The 16558-nt window shown below is 39.8% G+C and carries 15 protein-coding genes; 11 read left to right on the top strand and 4 right to left on the bottom strand.

What is annotated here, in order from left to right; genetic code table 11:
• The first annotated feature begins 11 nt into the window (after positions 1-11).
• The 8 genes from I6N95_RS06990 to I6N95_RS06955 all read left to right on the top strand — a co-directional run bounded on the left by I6N95_RS06990 (position 12) and on the right by I6N95_RS06955 (position 8055).
• A complete protein-coding gene (locus I6N95_RS06990) occupies positions 12-2282 on the top strand; it encodes a glycoside hydrolase family 65 protein (protein WP_209526068.1) in 2271 nt (756 codons plus the stop codon).
• A gap of 57 nt (positions 2283-2339) precedes the next feature.
• The gene (gene pgmB / locus I6N95_RS06985; RefSeq protein ID WP_209526066.1) at positions 2340-3002 is read left to right on the top strand and encodes a beta-phosphoglucomutase; all 663 of its coding nucleotides are present in this window, start codon (positions 2340-2342) and stop codon (positions 3000-3002) included.
• A 220-nt stretch (positions 3003-3222) separates the two neighbouring features.
• Positions 3223-3771 carry a TetR/AcrR family transcriptional regulator gene (locus tag I6N95_RS06980; protein WP_209526064.1) on the top strand — a complete coding sequence of 183 codons (549 nt, stop codon included), beginning with the start codon at positions 3223-3225 and terminating at the stop codon, positions 3769-3771.
• Positions 3772-3794: 23 nt separating this feature from the next.
• The gene (locus I6N95_RS06975) at positions 3795-4127 is read left to right on the top strand and encodes a DMT family transporter (protein ID WP_209526062.1); all 333 of its coding nucleotides are present in this window, start codon (positions 3795-3797) and stop codon (positions 4125-4127) included.
• A gap of 1 nt (position 4128) precedes the next feature.
• The gene (locus I6N95_RS06970; RefSeq protein WP_209526060.1) at positions 4129-4440 is read left to right on the top strand and encodes a DMT family transporter; all 312 of its coding nucleotides are present in this window, start codon (positions 4129-4131) and stop codon (positions 4438-4440) included.
• Positions 4441-4573: 133 nt separating this feature from the next.
• Complete coding sequence (locus I6N95_RS06965) at positions 4574-5284, top strand: 6-phosphogluconolactonase (RefSeq protein ID WP_209526058.1); 711 nt, start codon at positions 4574-4576, stop codon at positions 5282-5284.
• A gap of 174 nt (positions 5285-5458) precedes the next feature.
• Positions 5459-6229: an ABC transporter ATP-binding protein gene (locus tag I6N95_RS06960; protein WP_209526056.1), complete on the top strand. Its 771-nt coding sequence runs from the start codon at positions 5459-5461 to the stop codon at positions 6227-6229.
• A 5-nt stretch (positions 6230-6234) separates the two neighbouring features.
• Positions 6235-8055, top strand: coding sequence for an FtsX-like permease family protein (locus I6N95_RS06955; RefSeq protein ID WP_209526054.1), 1821 nt, complete (start codon positions 6235-6237; stop codon positions 8053-8055).
• A gap of 34 nt (positions 8056-8089) precedes the next feature.
• On the opposite strand, the gene I6N95_RS06950 is transcribed toward I6N95_RS06955, so the two are convergent.
• Positions 8090-8449, bottom strand: coding sequence for a winged helix-turn-helix transcriptional regulator (locus I6N95_RS06950; RefSeq protein ID WP_209526052.1), 360 nt, complete (start codon positions 8447-8449; stop codon positions 8090-8092).
• Between the two features lie 78 nt (positions 8450-8527).
• Here I6N95_RS06950 and I6N95_RS06945 point away from each other — a divergent pair, with 78 nt between their 5' ends.
• Positions 8528-9706, top strand: a complete 1179-nt coding sequence (locus I6N95_RS06945) for an alpha/beta fold hydrolase (RefSeq protein WP_209526050.1) — start codon at positions 8528-8530, stop codon at positions 9704-9706.
• Positions 9707-9735: 29 nt separating this feature from the next.
• Here the strand turns inward: I6N95_RS06945 and I6N95_RS06940 are convergent, their stop codons facing one another.
• Positions 9736-10089, bottom strand: a complete 354-nt coding sequence (locus tag I6N95_RS06940; RefSeq protein ID WP_209526048.1) for a YxeA family protein — start codon at positions 10087-10089, stop codon at positions 9736-9738.
• 163 nt (positions 10090-10252) lie between these two features.
• Positions 10253-10882 (bottom strand): NAD(P)-dependent oxidoreductase, encoded by a 630-nt coding sequence (locus I6N95_RS06935; RefSeq protein ID WP_209526045.1) that lies wholly within the window; start codon positions 10880-10882, stop codon positions 10253-10255.
• Positions 10883-11361: 479 nt separating this feature from the next.
• Here I6N95_RS06935 and I6N95_RS06930 point away from each other — a divergent pair, with 479 nt between their 5' ends.
• Positions 11362-12207 (top strand): AraC family transcriptional regulator, encoded by an 846-nt coding sequence (locus I6N95_RS06930; RefSeq protein WP_209526043.1) that lies wholly within the window; start codon positions 11362-11364, stop codon positions 12205-12207.
• A gap of 259 nt (positions 12208-12466) precedes the next feature.
• Here I6N95_RS06930 and I6N95_RS06925 read toward each other — a convergent pair whose 3' ends face one another.
• Positions 12467-13240, bottom strand: coding sequence for a response regulator (locus tag I6N95_RS06925; RefSeq protein ID WP_209526041.1), 774 nt, complete (start codon positions 13238-13240; stop codon positions 12467-12469).
• 470 nt (positions 13241-13710) lie between these two features.
• Here I6N95_RS06925 and adhE point away from each other — a divergent pair, with 470 nt between their 5' ends.
• Positions 13711-16296: a bifunctional acetaldehyde-CoA/alcohol dehydrogenase gene (gene adhE, locus I6N95_RS06920; RefSeq protein ID WP_209526039.1), complete on the top strand. Its 2586-nt coding sequence runs from the start codon at positions 13711-13713 to the stop codon at positions 16294-16296.
• Positions 16297-16558: the final 262 nt, after the last annotated feature.

The following is a 16558-nucleotide window of genomic DNA, read 5'->3' as shown; positions in this document are numbered from 1 at the left end:
GGAGATTTACTATGTTTAAACGATTATTTGAAATTGACCCATGGAAGATTAAGACAACTCAGTTAGACGTTGAAAATAAACGACTGCAAGAGAGTTTAACATCAATTGGAAATGGTTATATGGGCATGCGCGGTAACTTTGAAGAAGGGTACTCAGGTGACAGCCATCAAGGTACGTATATTGCTGGTGTTTGGTACCCAGACAAAACACGAGTTGGTTGGTGGAAAAATGGTTATCCTGAATACTTTGGTAAAGTGATCAATGCGACTAACTTTATTGGGGTGGATGTTACGATTGATGGGCAGGTGATTGATTTAGCTGCTAGCAATTATCATGATTTTTATTTGGAATTGGATATGAAATCAGGTATTTTAAGACGACATTATACCGTTGAGTTAGCTGGAGTGGCGGCTCAAGTTCGTTTTGAACGTTTTGTCAGTATTTCAACTCAGGAATTGTCTCTAGTCAAAGTAGCAGTGGAGCTCTTAAAAGGCCAAGGCATAGTTGAATTAACCCCTAAATTAGATGGGAATGTCACAAATGAAGACAGTAACTATGAAGAAGTTTTCTGGCTAGAAAAAGCGCGACAAGTCGGCGATTTTTCAGCGTTAACATTGGAAACTATTGAGAATCCATTTGGAACTCCTCGCTTTAGTGTGACCACTGGCATGAAAAATTGGGCATCCACAACGGAAGTCAGCCAACATGAATCAGCTAAATACGTGGCAGAAACATACACATATAATTTGACTGAAGGACAGACTGCTCAGCTGGAAAAATACGTGGCAGTTGTCACAAGCCGTGACGTATCCGAGGTGGATCAACTAGCTAAAGCAGAGGCCATCACGACGAAAGCACTTGAAACAGGCTGGGATACCTTAAAAGCGGCCCATAGTGAAGGGTGGCGTCAGCGTTGGGAAAAGGCTGATGTGGTGATTGATGGAGATGATGAAGCTCAGCAAGGCATGCGCTTTAATATCTTCCAATTATTTTCTACCTATTACGGCGAAGATGCCCGACTAAATGTTGGACCCAAAGGCTTTACTGGTGAAAAATATGGTGGCGCAACATACTGGGACACAGAAGCTTACATCGTGCCGATGTATTTGTCTGTGGCCGGCAAAGAAGTTAGTGAGCAGTTGTTAAAATACCGTCATCAACAATTACCTGGTGCGTTTCATAATGCTAAACAACAAGGCTTAAAAGGGGCACTTTATCCGATGGTAACCTTTACGGGTGTTGAATGTCATAATGAGTGGGAAATTACCTTTGAAGAGATTCATCGCAATGGAGCCATCGCCCACGCTATTTTTAACTACACATCCTATACAGGAGATGACACATACTTAATAAATGAAGGAATCGATGTTTTAGTAGGGATTTCTCGTTTCTGGGAAGATCGGGTTCACTATTCGAAACGAAAAGATCAATATATGATTCACGGTGTCACAGGCCCTAATGAATACGAGAATAATGTTAATAATAATTGGTATACGAACACCATCGCCACATGGGTCTTGCGCTATACTTTGGAAAGTTTGCAAAAAGTGACAGCTGAAAAGACCTCAGCTTTAGGAATAACTGAGGGTGAAACAAGCAAATGGCAAGAGATTATCGACAAAATGTATTTCCCAACTGATGAGGAATTAGGGATTTTTGTTCAACATGATACCTTCTTAGATAAAGATCTTCAACCTGTTTCTTCGTTACGCAAAGAAGATTTACCGTTGAATCAAAATTGGTCATGGGATAAAGTGTTGCGCTCGCCATTTATCAAACAAGCCGATGTTTTACAAGGGTTGTATTTCTTGAATCATGAATACACTGCAGCAGAAAAGCAGCGCAATTTTGATTTTTATGAACCGATGACGGTTCATGAATCCTCATTGTCCGCATGTGTTCACAGTATTTTGGCAGCAGAACTTGGAATGGAAGAAAAAGCTGTCGAACTATATGCTCGAACTGCCCGCTTAGATTTAGATAACTATAATAATGATACGGAAGATGGCTTACACATCACCTCCATGAGTGGTGGCTGGTTATCTTTAGTTCACGGATTTGCTGGGATGCGTACCTTGGATGGGAACTTAAGTTTTAGCCCATTTACACCAAAAGATTGGCAAGGGTATTCCTTTAAAGTGACCTATCAAGAGCATTTGTTACAGGTAACAGTTAACCATGAAGCAGTCCGCTTGGCAATTTTACAAGGAGCACCTTTAGAGCTAAGTCTTTTTGGTGAGACAGTGATAGTTGCTGATGAGTATGTTCATCAGGTAAAATAGAGATAGTCCAAAAAAGCAATCAGTTAGTTGGTTGCTTTTTTGAAAGGAGACAATAAGATGACAATTAAAGGCTTTATATTTGATTTAGATGGGGTTATTACTGATACTGCTGAATATCATTACCATGCGTGGAAAAATCTTGGTAAAAAAATGGGAATTGAAATTGACCGTGAGTTTAATGAAAAACTCAAGGGAATTTCGCGAATGGATTCTTTAGAGCGGATTTTGGCTTACGGTGGTAAAGCTGATCGTTATACGGATTCAGAGAAGGAATTACTGGCAGCGGATAAAAATGGAGAGTATGTTAAACTGATTGAAGATATTACTCCAGCCGATCTATTGCCTGGTATTCCTCAGCTGTTGCTGGATCTAAAAGCGTCCGGTATTAAACTTGCTCTGGCGTCTGCTAGTAAGAATGGGCCGGTTATTTTAGATCGTTTAGGCATTACCGCTGATTTTGACGAAATTGTTGATCCTAGTTTACTGACGAAGGGAAAACCTGATCCGGAAATCTTTGTTAAAGGGGCTCAACAATTAGGGTTAGAGGCGTCTGAGTGTATCGGTGTTGAAGATGCTGAAGCTGGAATTGCTGCCATTAATGGGGCGCACATGTTTTCTGTTGGGGTGGGCGATCCCGAATCAATGAAAGAAGCTGATTATCGAGTGGCTAATACTAGTGAATTGTCTTTGCAAAAAATCTTAGAAGCCGCAGGGGAATAAATAGGGATTAGTTATAACAAGCACCGACGAACTTGAAAAAGGGGGTCGGTGCTTTTTGCTGCCTTTAAGACTATCTTTTATTATTAATCAAGTAATAATAAAAGATATGTGATTATTTGACAGATATCACGACGTTTGATTGACATTAAGCAAGGCTTTTAGTAAAATAAAAACCGACTGTTCGTTTTGTTTTTTTATGATGAATGAAAGAAGGTGCAAGATGGCAAAAGCTGAAGAAAAACGACGCCATATTTTGCAAAGCGCTGAGCAATTGTTGGCAAGCCGTGGCTTGGCCGATATAACCTTAGATGAGGTAGCGAAACAAGCTGGGTATAGTAAAGGTGGCGTGACTCATTACTTCCCGAATAAGAATGTGTTGCTCTTAAGCTTAGCTGATATGTTAAATCAAGATTATCTGGATCGCATTGAAGCGAGACGGTCAAAAGAGCAAATTGAGATTGGCAGTTGGTCAAGAGGGATGGTCGATGTTTCGGATCATGATTTACACTCGTCATCAGTTGTAAATGTGGCGTTAGTAGCAGGTGCTTTAGCAAGTAAAGAAGTCAGCGAGTCAGTTTCAGATAGCTTTAGGCTGATTCAACAGAAAATGACCTCTGATGGCTATGATCCTGTTTTGGCCACGATTATTCGCTTAGCAATTGATGGCTTATATTACTCTGAGTTGTTTAACGCTTCCCCTTTAGATGATGAACTGCGTGGGGCAGTGCTGGAAAGAGTGCGATCGTGGACGTTTCAACCGATGGAGTAGAATAATTAATTAAGAGGTGACGTATGACGAAGGAATGGTTAAAGGTATTATTTGCTTCAATTTTTGAACTTGTTTGGGTTAGCGGGTTAGGTCATGCTGAAACGATTCTTCAGTGGTTATTAACTGGGGCCGGTGTGGTGATCAGCTTTGTTCTATTAACTAAAGCTGCCAAGACCTTGCCAATCGGCACGGTTTACGCTGTGTTTGCGGGTATTGGTTCAGTTGGTAGCATTATTGTAGGAGTCGTCTTTTTTGGTGAACAGATTAGCTTCTTAAAGCTGGTTTTTATGGGAACGTTAATCATGGGGATAGTCGGCTTGAAGCTGATTGAAACACCTGCAAAGGAGGAAGGCTAAAATGGAATGGTTAGCGTTGATTGGTGCTGGGTTAATGGAAATTATCGGCGTCTGGAACATTAAGCGCTTGGCTGAAGGAAATCGGCGAGCGATTATTCTCGCCTTTATAACGATGGGCAGTAGCTTATGGATGTTATCTTTTGCTTTGCAAGTGATCCCCATGGGAACCGGCTATGCGATTTGGACGGGAATTGGAACGGTGGGAACTGCGATAGTCGGCATCGTTTTATTTAAAGATTCCACAGATATTAAACGACTGTTATGTATTGCGGTGATCTTAGCCTCGACGATTGCCTTAAAGTTATTGACATAGAGAACTGAGCAAGGGGGAACCTCTCTTGCTGTTTTTTTTATAGAAACCGTTTTTTTAAGGCGCAGAATGACTATCACTTTTAATGGGCGTTTAGTAAAATGAAGTCAACTAAAAAAATTAGGAGGCGTTATCCATGAAAGTAATTGCCAAAAAAGATGTTGAAGCGATGAGTCAGGGGTTAGCTCAAATGATCATTCCTTACTTGACGACAGATCAGAAAATGAACCTCTCGTTAACAGCAGGTTCAACCCCTTTGCGTGCGTATGAAATTATTAAAGAGTTACTGGTAGCTAGTGATAGTCGGGTATCGGAGACGGTTCATTTCTTTCAACAGGACAATCTCTATTTAAGTACGAAACCATTGGAATACAAGCGTTTTGAGTACATCAATGAAAGTTTCTTTAAAGCTAATCAAATTGAGGATGAGCAAATCACCTATTTAACTGAGGAAACGTATCCCAAAATCGAAGCACTTATCGAAGAAGCTGGCGGCCTTGATTTCGCGATAATGGGGATCGGTGCTGATGGCCATATTGCGGCTAATATGCCTGGGACCCCCTTTGAGAACCAAGGCTATCGGGTATTACTGGATGATAAATTTAAGGCGATGTTAGCAGAATCGGATGAATTTAAAGAAGAGATCGATTGTTATGTCTCGATCGGGATGAAAACATTGATGAAAACGAAAAAAATCATTGTGATTGCCAGTGGGCAGGGGAAAGCCGAGATTTTGGCTAAAGCGTTTAATGGGGCATTGACCCCAGAGATCCCAGCTTCTATTTTGCAATTTCATCCAGATGTCACGGTTTTGTGTGATGAAGCGGCTGCTAGACTAATTAAATAATGAGGAATACGGAAAGCTGGCGTTTAGTCGTCAGCTTTTTTATATGTGACAAAACTGTTAGGTCAGTTGTAAAATCTGTAAGAACATTCGAAGGACGCTTGTCTCGTTTTGGCGTAAACTAAGGTCATCAGGTAGTTGGAAATAACAAAACTACCAATTAACTGGAGGCCGATTATGAATACAACAGTATTAGAAGTAACACATATACAGAAAGTTTATGGGAAAAAAGGGGAAAAACAACACGAAGCTCTTAAAGATATCTCTTTTGAGATTCAAGAAGGGGAATTCGTCGGCATTATGGGACCTTCTGGTTCAGGAAAAACGACCTTGCTAAACATCCTCTCGGCTTTGGATAGTCCAACAAACGGCGATATCAAAATATCAGGTTCCACGCTAAATGGGTTAAAGGAAAGTGAATTATCGGATTTTAGAGCGAAAAATATTGGGTTTATTTTCCAGGACTTCAATTTATTAGAAAATTTAACCATGCAGCAAAACATTGGTCTGCCTCTTTCACTTCAGGGTGTTTCGGCAAGTAAAACGAAAAAGAAAGTGAAAGAAATTGCCAAAGTGCTAGATATTGAGCGGATTTTAGGAAGTTATCCAACAGAAGTGTCTGGCGGGCAAAAACAACGGGTAGCTGCTGCAAGAGCGCTAGTCCATAACCCCAACTTACTTCTTGGCGATGAACCAACAGGAGCCTTGGATTCTAAAAATGCTAAAAATTTGTTAGAAGCCTTACGGGGATTGAACGAAGATTATAAAACCACTATTTTGCTGGTAACCCATGATGCGGTAAGTGCAAGTTATTGTAAACGAATTTTATTTATCCAAGATGGGCTAATTTATCGAGAATTGCACCGTCGCGGAACACAACAGGAATTTTATCAAGAGATTTTGTCGGTACTAGCAGGTCTTGAAATTGATGCAGAAAGTTTGGTGTAAAGCTGATGATGTTTAAACTTTCTTTAACAAGTGTTAAAAAACGTTGGCAAGATTATCTCGTCTTAATGTTGGGATTGATGATTGCTATTTCTATTTTCTATATGTTTCAAACTTTATCATTAAATACGAGTTTTCTGGAAGAGAATATTCCGTCTGTTTCCATGGTGGCGATTGTCTTTCAATTAGGAGCCTTCTTGTTATCGATTATCACCATTGTCTATATCTTTTACGCCAATTCTTTTTTACTTTCCATGCGCAAAAAAGAGTATGGGATGTACATGATGCTGGGAGCCAAAAAGAAAAAAATTGGTCAAATGATGGCGATTGAAACCCTTTTTATCGGTAGCTTTTCCATCGTTGTCGGGTTGCTTTTAGGAACTGTTTTGGCAAAATTAATGGGAGACTGGTTAAGTTCAGCCATTGATTTGCCTTCTAATACCTACGAGGCGTTTGTACCTAATGCCCTGCTGATTACCTTGGTATTTTTTTGCATTCTATTTGTCATTACCACCATTGTCAATGTGACAAAATTTATGAAAACACGGACGCTAGACTTGCTGTACAGTGAAAGTCAGTCTGAGCGGTCAAAAGGGAAACCGCTGATGACCATTGTCAAAATATGTCTGTCATTGGTGTTGATTGGCATTGGCTATGCCTGTATGGTAAACATTATGACAGTTCAGATCATTGGGATCGTGGTAGCAATTTTAACGATTACGCCTGGGACGTTTCTATTTTTTAGCGCTTTAGTTCCCCTGATCGTGGGCAAATTAAAGTCATGGGAAGCGCTAAGTGGCAAAAAAATTCGCATTTTTACTTTATCTCAACTGAGTTTTAAGGCGTCTTCCTTGGCCCAAGTTTTAGGGTTAGTTACGATGTTATTGGCTTTATCTTTAGGGGCAGTCACCGTTGGTCAAGCGTTTAAAAATTTTGCAGCAGATTTATTAAGTACAAATGTCAATGACGCAGTTGTTTATAATGCAACGCCAGAAATTCAAGCTGTGATGGATAAATTAGAGACTAAAGAAGCCTTTACTTATCATTCAAAGAAGGTCGGCGAGACCGCCTATTTTATTCAGGAAGAGCTGGCCAATCATCCTTTATTAGTTCAGGAAAAGCAGGAGATTGGGGCGCCGTTTAAAGAACTGAAGGAAGTAGAATTAAATCATGTTTATGCTTACCAAAATGAAGGTGAAGGCAGAATTGCTCAAGGCTTTAATCAAATAGCGGACGGTTATAACAATAGCGGCTTATATGAAAATAGTTATGCCGTAGTGTCTCAAGCTGAATTTGACCAGCTTGTTGGGGAAGTTAATACGATTCAAGTTATTCGTGTGGCAGACTATCAAGCTCAGCTAGCGAACTTTAAAGAGTTGCATCAATTGGAATTAGCTCGTCATCCAGGTTTGGAATACAGTAATGGAAAATATGAGATGTATCAACAGATTCAAAGCATGGCCAATGGTTTTATGTTTATGGGCTTTTTCTTAGGCATTGCTTTCTTAGCAATGTTAGCCAGTTGTCTGATGTTTAAAATATTAACAGGGGCTTATCAAGATATTGCTCGTTACGACATGCTACATAAAATCGGTGTTAGGCGTCAATTGCTAATGGGCTCGATTCGCAAGGAAATTTTAGCCATCTTCTTAGCTCCGGCTTTTCTAGGCGTGATCCATGTCTTAGTTGGGTTGAAGATGTTTACTCTTTTTATCCCGAATCCCTATGCTTACATTGCGATGCCCTTTGGGATTTATGGGTGTATCTACTTAGTTTATTACTTTATCACTGTCTATTTATACAAAGACATTGTCTTACCTAAAAAATAACCAAAAGGCTAACTTCTCGATGAGAAAGTTAGCCTTATTCAGTGCTGTCAAACGCTTGTCGATTAAAATTAATCTCTGTCTCATGGGCTTTAAGCCATGTTTTTAAACTTTCCAAAACAACTAAGCTGCTTTTGCCAAGCTCCGTTAATTCATAGCTGACAGGAAATCCAGTAGAAGGTTGCCCATTTTTTAATATCAATCCAGACATTTGTAGTTGGACTAAATTTTCATTTAATACCTTCCTTGAAATGCCGTCGATGGCTCGTTCTAAATCGGCAAAACTATGAGACTGTCTGGCTAATAGGATTAAAATAAAGGGCACCCATTTACCCAAAAAAGGCAGAGCCAGTTCACGCAAACGGCGATCTTGTTCACATTGATTAGTAGTAGACACGTAAAGGTACCTTCTTTCCAAGTAGAGGTTTATTCCATATACTTTTAATTATAGTAGAAGTGGAAAGGGAATGATAGAATGAGGCGACATTTTTTCAAAAATTTTGAAATGGAGTTTGAAGCGACACGTTTAATGTGGTATGGACCAAGTGGAGGAGCAGATTATGGAGAAGTGGCAGCTGTGACAGAAAAAATAAAGGATGGCAATTATGAATCATGGTACCGAGAATGGCGGACTTTTGCGGCTGATTTAGCTAATCGAGCTGAAGCATTTCAGGCTAAAGAATCCCAGGGAAATGCTTTTTTAAGAGCGAGTCGCTACTATCAAGCGGCCGAATTTTTTTTACCTCCGGGGGATCGTCGCAAAGAAGAGGTCTATCATCAGTCGGTTAGCTTGTTTTACCGTGGTTTGACATGCAAACAACTGCCATTTTCTCAACATAAGTTAGCCTATCGTGATGTGACATTACGGACACTTTTTTTCCGAACCACTCATTCCTCTTTAGGTGTGTTATATATTTGTGGTGGTTTTGACGCCTTAATGGAGGAGCTTTATTTCACTAATGTCGTGAGTGCTCTGGCCAACGGCTATGATGTGGTGCTCTATGAAGGTCCAGGACAATCAAATGTCATTAGATATTATCAGCTGCCTTTTGAAGCCGATTGGCAGCATGTGGCAAAGGTAGTGGTGGATTTTTACCAGCATCACTATCAGCTTAAGGGACCTAAAATCGGCATCGGAATTTCATTAGGAGGCCTTTTGTTATCGCGTGCGGCTAGTTTAGATGAGCAATTATTCGATAAAATCGTGTTGTATAATTATTTTCCTTCGATGATTGACTCTATAAAAAAATCGTTGCCCGCTTTTTTACACGGTTATTTAAAGAAAGGATTTCCTTTATTTTTAGAAGGGATCTGCTCGACATATATCAGAAACAACAAATTTTTAAATTGGCAAATTGAACAAGCAAAGTGGGTATTTGGTGGGACTGGTTTAAATGATTTGCTGCGTATTTGTCAAAGGTTTAGTGAAGAGATCGCTTACCAGCAATTAACGACAGATTGTTTAATCTTTCTTGCCAAAAGGGATAATTATTATGATTATCGGCTGGGACAACGATTTTTTGCCAATATTCCAGCGGAGAATAAACACTTAATTTTATTCGATAAAGAGACCTTTTCGTCAGAGCTCCATTGTCAAAATGGTGCGTCATATGACAGCAATGACCAGCTGTATGAGTGGTTGTTAAAAAAATAAAGAAACTCACGTCGTCGTGAGTTTCTTTCTTAGTTGTTTAGTCGGGATAAGGCTTCTTTAGGAACTTGGTCTTTCGTTACTTCTTCCCAGCTGACAACGCCTTTAATGCGGTTGACTTTCAGTTTAATATAAGCGTTGAGTTTTAGGGGGCGGCCGATTGCGCCGTTGAACTCAAGCGATCGCTCGTCACCTTGCTCGTTAAAAGCGATTTGAGAATACTGATAGTCTTTTATTTCTTCCTTTGTCTGGTCAACAATCAGTTGGATTTCTTTGCCAGAGTCGGTGATTTCAGTATAATAAGCACTTCCTCCATAATAATAGTAATAGAAGCCGAAGACGGCGCCAATAATAAGAACACTTAAGATTGCCATGATTTTTTTCATTGTTTTTCTCCTTCTAATCTGTGATCTAACCCTGATATTAGTATGGGACAAAACAAGGGGGTTAACCATAGAAGGATCTAACGTAGAACTAACATTTTTGTAAGATATCAGGCTGTTATTTGAGGGTAAAAAAACAGGCTGATCAACCATCAACCTGTTTTATTTATTTTGAAACGAGTGAGACTCGCTCTTTGTTATGGTCGCCGCTTTCAATTAAGTCTAGCAAGCCGCTGGCATAATCGGCATAGCTAATATAACTGTCACCTTGGCTGTTGACTGTTAAGGTTTCACCAGCGAGTTGGTATTCACCAGTTTTCGCTCCTTCAAAATCGAAGTTTGCAGCAGGGCTGACATAAATCCAATTCGTTCCCTTACTGTTTCTCAATTCATCTAAAGCTGCTGCCATGCTATCAGCTGTTCGTTTAAATGACTCAGGAAAGTCTGGAGTTTCAGACAGACGGGTTGTTTTGCCAGAGTCAATATATAAGCTACCAGCGCCACCGACAACATATAGTTTGGTATCTAAATCTTTTACTACTTTGGTAATATGTCTCAAAGAAGTTTGATGAAGTTGCGGCATATTTGCAGGTGCGTTAAAAGCATCAACCACAGCGTCAAATCCCTCTAATTCAGCCGGTGTTAGGTCATAAAGCTCCTTTTCAATATACGGTACCTCATGCTTAAGCTTTTGTTGATCTCTGATGAGTGCTGTTACGTCGTGACCGCGTCGATACGCTTCAAGTAAAATTAGATTCCCCTGCTTACCAGTTGCCCCAATAATTCCAATCTTCATTAAATCCCATCCTTTCGTAATAGCCTTATCTTTAATGCTAGCGGTTATTGGGCAAAAGGTCAATGGTTATCGAGAAATAAAGTTATTTTGCTGTCTCTTTTTTTATGATGGAACGGGGTCAGGGGAGATCTTGGTCACTGGGGCGTGTGAGTGTGAAAAAGACGGATGATAAGTTATTAGTCTTTATCTGTTTATAAATACTAAATGATTATCAGTTTCATCCAAATAGACGCAATAATTTTGCGGCAGTTAGTTATGAGGGGACTCAGACATGGAATTGGAGTAACTGCTCTTTTTTACCCAAAGAAAAAGTGAATTTTGGTAAAAAAAGAGAGGTCACGAGTTGGTAAAGCTGTTATGCTTAATAAAGGGGAGACCATCAGGGTGTTTAAGGTGAAATTGATTGCGAGGAACAGCAACATGGTAATAGATTATTTGCTAAGTCGTAATCGTTAAAAAAGATGAAAGTAGGGATAATAATGATTTGGATCGATGATATGAAAGCTGCCATAAGGTATATCGAGTCACATTTGGAAGAAGCGGTTGATTATGAAAAAGCGGCTGATTTAATGGGGTATTCAGTTTATCATTTTCAGCGTTTGTTTATGCTAATCGCCGGTGTTTCTTTAGCTGAATATATTCGCAACCGCCGCTTAACAAAAGCGGCAGTAGATCTTCAAGAGGGTGAGCAAAAAGTGATTGATGTGGCCTTGAAATATGGGTATAAGTCTCCCACTTCTTTTAATCGAGCGTTTCAAGCAGTTCACGGGATGGCACCCAGTGAGGCTAAAAAAACAGGGGTTACGATTAAAGCTTTTCCGCCACTTTCTTTTGATTTGACGATTAAAAGCAGTGGCATGCTTGACTATCGAATTGAGGAGAAGGCGGCGTTTCGCATGGTTGGCACTAGCATTCAGACAACGACGGAAAATGGCGAAAGTTATCAACGGATTCCTGCCTTATGGGGTGACCTTCAAAAAAATGGAAAAATAATGGAATTTTTAGCTTTGATGAATCAGCAGCCTTACGGTCTTTTAGGCATAAGTGACTATAACCCAGATTTAAGTACTAGTACGTTTGATTATTACATTGGGACGTCGTCAGATAGTCCATTGATTGAGGGCATGACAGAGTTAGTGATTCCTAGTGGCACTTGGGCGATTTTTACTTGTCAGTCTCCTCAAGAGGTGGGACCTTTGCAACAGCGAGTAATAACAGAATGGCTGCCTTCCTTTGGTTATGAATTTGCTAAATTGCCTGATGTTGAGCTATACAATGCAGATAATTCGGCAGAAATTTGGTTGCCCATAAGGCGAATAAACTAGTTAAAAAGAAGCTAGATAGCATGCTGGCACGGCAAACGATGTTTGGGAAACGAGCAAAATATACCATGTTTCAATCGTGGGCGTTAGTTATAATAAAAATCCAATGACCATTGGAATCCGCTAGCTGAGAGTAGCAAAAAGTTGTTATTTAGTGGGTATTGCAGTGGAAAGTGGCTTTGAATTTTTAGAGGCCTGTATTAGAATTGCAGAAGAGTTGCCCGCTTAGTTGCAGGCAACTCTTATTTTTTCTGACAAGACTTTATAATAGTTGCTGGAGGTCTGCGGGAATAAAGTCTCCTTTATAAGTTTGTCGATATTGTTTGGGGCTGATAGCCGTAATTTTTTTGAAAATTCGACTGAAATAAGTCGGATCGGTATAGCCAACGGTTTCAGAAATTTCTGCTAGTTGCTTATCGCTGTTACGCAGTAACAACTTGGATTGTTCTACTCGATATTGGTTTAAATAAGAGATGTACGTCATGCCAACTTCTTTTTTAAACAATTGGCAAATATAATTTTTATTGAGATGCATAAAATCAGCCAAGGAATCTAGACTGAGTTCTTCTCGGTAGTTATCGTGGATATACTGAATCATCGGTAAAATGGTTTCATTTTGTGTTGGTAGGGCAGTTTCTGATCGGTGATTTAATAGCGAAACCTGATTTAGCGAGATGATGGCTCGATGAATACTGTTCAGGGTTTCGCTTTCAATTAAAGGCTGGACCAAGTAATCAATCGCACCAAAGCGAATGGCTGTTTGAGCATTTTTACAGTTTTCCTCTTTGTCAATCACGATACTTCGTAGATTTGGATGAGACGCTAATAAATCTCGTTGACACGAATAAGCGTTTTCATTTTTTAAAGTCAGATCAAGGATAATAATTTCAGGCTGATGACTTTTAGCGATTGCCATTGCTTCCGGACCAGTCTTAGCATGAGGTAAGATAAAAACATTTACGAAGTATTTGTTCAATAAATTGGTTAATGTTTTTTTTAGCTCAGCATCAGGTGTAATCATTAAAATATTGCACATCACATTTTTCCTCTTTTCTTTTTGACCTTCAGTCGTGTTTTTTTATTGCGATAAATATCACTAACTAAAACATTAAACATCATTTAAATGAAAAATGTTAATATAGTGAAATCATCTATAGAGCGACAAATAAATCCCATTACATCCATTATAGCACAAAAAATGCTTGTGAAGTAAATAATTAATTTTCTTAAAAATGTCCAATAACGGCTGAAAATTGTCCTACCCTTAAGTTTGTGAATTTTGCTATCATGAGGGTAGAAAGATCACACACAATCATCTTTCACAATTCTTTTTGAATAAGAATGTAAGGGCTTGTATCTTTATTGCTTTCAATACAAGCGCTGCTACTTATTCAAGGCTACAAAATCAGGAGAGGGTTCATTGAGCTTGCTTGTTCTTTTGGGTATGACGAAAGTTTAACAGTACTCGCAATGAATGCTTAACCGATAATATCAAGGAGGAATAGTATGGCAAAAGAAACTAAAAAAGTTTCAAGTGTAGAAACAGTTATCGATTCTCTAGCGAAAAAAGCCTCAGTTGCATTAAAAGAAATGGAAGCGTTTGATCAAAAGAAAGTGGACAATATTGTTTACCAGATGTCCCTTGCAGCCAACGACCAACATATGCCTTTGGCCAAGTTAGCCGTTGAAGAAACAGGTCGTGGCATTTACGAAGATAAGGCCATTAAGAACATGTTTGCATCTGAATCTATTTGGAATAATATCAAAAATAATAAAACCGTTGGGGTGATCAGTGAAGATAAACAGTCGGGCTTAATGGAAATTGCGGCACCAGTGGGAGTATTATGTGGTGTTACGCCGACGACTAATCCAACCTCAACCACTATTTTTAAAGCGATAATTGCGTTGAAAACCCGTAATCCAATTATTTTCGCCTTTCATCCAGCGGCTCAAAAATGTTCAGCCGAAGCAGCTCGTGTGGTTCGTGACGCGGCTATCAAGGCGGGGGCACCAGAAAATTGTATTTCATGGGTAGAGGAACCTTCATTAGAAGCAACTAGCGCTTTGATGAATCATCCAGAAGTAGCTGTAGTACTAGCGACTGGTGGTGGCGCGATGGTCAAAGCGGCTTACTCAACTGGAAAACCAGCTCTTGGAGTTGGACCAGGGAATACACCGGCTTATATTGAAAAATCAGCGAAGATCAAGCGAGCAGTTAATGATTTAATCGTATCGAAAGCGTTTGATAATGGCATGATTTGTGCGTCAGAACAAGGGATTATTGTTGATAAAGACATCTATGATGAGGTAAAAAAAGAATTCCAAGCTCATCAAGTTTACGTGGCAAAAGCCAATGAAGTGGCGAAATTAGAAGCAGCTGTCATGAATGAAGCTAAAACAGCTGTCAACCCAGCAGTAGTTGGAAAACCAGCTTTTGAAATTGCTGAATTAGCAGGCATTAAAGTGCCAGTGGGAACGAAAATTTTAATTGTCGAGCTAGAAGGCACTGGAGCGAAATACCCACTATCGTTGGAAAAATTATCGCCAGTCTTGGCTATGGTTAAGGCTAAAAACCGCGAGCACGCCATGGCGTTGTGTGAAGGAATGTTAGAGTTTGGTTTAGGACATACAGCTTGTATTCATACTGAAGATGAGGATCTCCAAGTGGACTTTGCTTTGCGGATGAAAGCTTGTCGCATCTTAGTGAATACCCCAACGTCACAAGGGGGAATTGGCGATATTTACAACGAAATGATTCCATCATTAACCTTAGGATGTGGCTCATACGGTAAAAACTCTATCTCCAGAAACGTCTCAGCAGTCAATTTGTTGAACATTAAAACAGTTGCGAAACGGAGGAAAAATATGCAGTGGTTTAGACTTCCATCACGAATTTTCTTTGAGAAAAACTCGATTCAATATTTGCGAGCAATGGAAAAAGTAGAACGTGTTTTCCTAGTTTGTGACCCAGGAATGGTTCAATTTGGTTACGCTGATATTGTCATGGACGAGTTACGTAAACGTGATAATGACGTAAAAATTGCTGTCTTCTCAGATGTCGAACCCAACCCGTCAACTAATACGGTTTACAAAGGAACTGAGCAAATTGTTGAGTTTAAACCAGATACGATTATCGCTTTGGGTGGTGGTTCTGCAATGGATGCTGCCAAAGGCATGTGGTTGTTCTATGAGCATCCTGAAACGGAGTTCTTTGGCGCTAAGCAAAAATTCTTGGATATTCGTAAACGGATTTATAAGTACCCTAAAGCGGAAAAATCCCAATTGGTCTGCGTTCCAACCACATCTGGAACGGGTGCAGAAGTGACACCGTTTGCTGTTATCACTGACAGTGAAACCAATGTTAAGTATCCTTTAGCAGATTATGCTTTAACCCCAGATGTCGCCATCATTGATGCGCAGTTTGTCCAAACCTTGCCGCGTTCAATTGCTGCTGATACCGGGATGGATGTTTTAACCCATGCGTTAGAGTCATATGTATCGGTGATGGCTTCTGACTACACACGCGGTTTAAGTCTTGAAGCGATCAAACTGGTTTTTGAGAACTTGGAAGAGTCAGTTAAAACTGCTGATTTTGATGCCCGTGAAAAAATGCATAATGCCTCCGCTTTAGCTGGAATGGCTTTTGCTAATGCCTTCTTGGGAATTTGCCACTCTGTCGCCCATAAAATTGGTGGCGAGTATCATATTCCTCATGGTCGGACAAATGCAATATTATTGCCGCATATTATCCGCTACAATGCCAAAGATCCGCAAAAACATGCGATGTTCCCTAAATATGAGTACTTCCGTGCTCATGAAGATTATGCTGAAATCGCTCGTACTTTAGGATTAAAAGGTAAAACAACCGAAGAATTAGTGGAAAGTTTGGTCCAAGAGATCATTAAGTTAGGAAAGGCCGTTGGAATTGAGATGAGCCTGAAATCTCAAGGCGTCACACAAGATGTTTTAGACAGTACTGTGGATCGGATGGCTGAGTTAGCCTATGAGGATCAATGTACGACTGCCAATCCGAAAGAGCCACTAATTAGTGAATTGAAACAAATTATTATCGATTCATTTGAAGGCGTTTAGAGCAGTGATTTTGTTCTAGGGCTCCAAAAAAACAACCTGTAGAGTTCTAGTTACAGGTTGTTTTTTGACGGAAAAAATCTTTGAGACAAGAGCTCAGTGATCCTCGTTATCGTCTGGTTAATTCTCAGTTTATTCAGTATACTGTTAGATAGAACTTAACTTAAGGAGGCGGCATTGTGAAAAAGCTTATTCTAATCGGAGGGACTATGGGAATAGGGAAGACGACAATTAGCCAAGAGCTAAAACATCTGTTGCCTAATAG

Source organism: Vagococcus allomyrinae, assembly GCF_017829975.1.
Classification (GTDB): domain Bacteria; phylum Bacillota; class Bacilli; order Lactobacillales; family Vagococcaceae; genus Vagococcus_D; species Vagococcus_D allomyrinae.
This window is presented reverse-complemented; position numbering and strand designations above follow the sequence as displayed.

What these genes read in the sequence shown, in the direction of transcription:
- I6N95_RS06990 (WP_209526068.1), top strand. Translation starts at nt 12, where the DNA reads ATGTTTAAACGATTATTTGAAATTGACCCATGGAAGATTAAGACAACT.
- adhE (WP_209526039.1), top strand. Translation starts at nt 13,711, where the DNA reads ATGGCAAAAGAAACTAAAAAAGTTTCAAGTGTAGAAACAGTTATCGAT.
- I6N95_RS06945 (WP_209526050.1), top strand. Translation starts at nt 8,528, where the DNA reads ATGAGGCGACATTTTTTCAAAAATTTTGAAATGGAGTTTGAAGCGACA.
- I6N95_RS06970 (WP_209526060.1), top strand. Translation starts at nt 4,129, where the DNA reads ATGGAATGGTTAGCGTTGATTGGTGCTGGGTTAATGGAAATTATCGGC.
- I6N95_RS06955 (WP_209526054.1), top strand. Translation starts at nt 6,235, where the DNA reads ATGATGTTTAAACTTTCTTTAACAAGTGTTAAAAAACGTTGGCAAGAT.
- I6N95_RS06940 (WP_209526048.1), bottom strand. Translation starts at nt 10,089, where the DNA reads ATGAAAAAAATCATGGCAATCTTAAGTGTTCTTATTATTGGCGCCGTC.
- pgmB (WP_209526066.1), top strand. Translation starts at nt 2,340, where the DNA reads ATGACAATTAAAGGCTTTATATTTGATTTAGATGGGGTTATTACTGAT.
- I6N95_RS06935 (WP_209526045.1), bottom strand. Translation starts at nt 10,882, where the DNA reads ATGAAGATTGGAATTATTGGGGCAACTGGTAAGCAGGGGAATCTAATT.
- I6N95_RS06965 (WP_209526058.1), top strand. Translation starts at nt 4,574, where the DNA reads ATGAAAGTAATTGCCAAAAAAGATGTTGAAGCGATGAGTCAGGGGTTA.
- I6N95_RS06930 (WP_209526043.1), top strand. Translation starts at nt 11,362, where the DNA reads ATGATTTGGATCGATGATATGAAAGCTGCCATAAGGTATATCGAGTCA.
- I6N95_RS06925 (WP_209526041.1), bottom strand. Translation starts at nt 13,240, where the DNA reads ATGTGCAATATTTTAATGATTACACCTGATGCTGAGCTAAAAAAAACA.
- I6N95_RS06975 (WP_209526062.1), top strand. Translation starts at nt 3,795, where the DNA reads ATGACGAAGGAATGGTTAAAGGTATTATTTGCTTCAATTTTTGAACTT.
- I6N95_RS06960 (WP_209526056.1), top strand. Translation starts at nt 5,459, where the DNA reads ATGAATACAACAGTATTAGAAGTAACACATATACAGAAAGTTTATGGG.
- I6N95_RS06980 (WP_209526064.1), top strand. Translation starts at nt 3,223, where the DNA reads ATGGCAAAAGCTGAAGAAAAACGACGCCATATTTTGCAAAGCGCTGAG.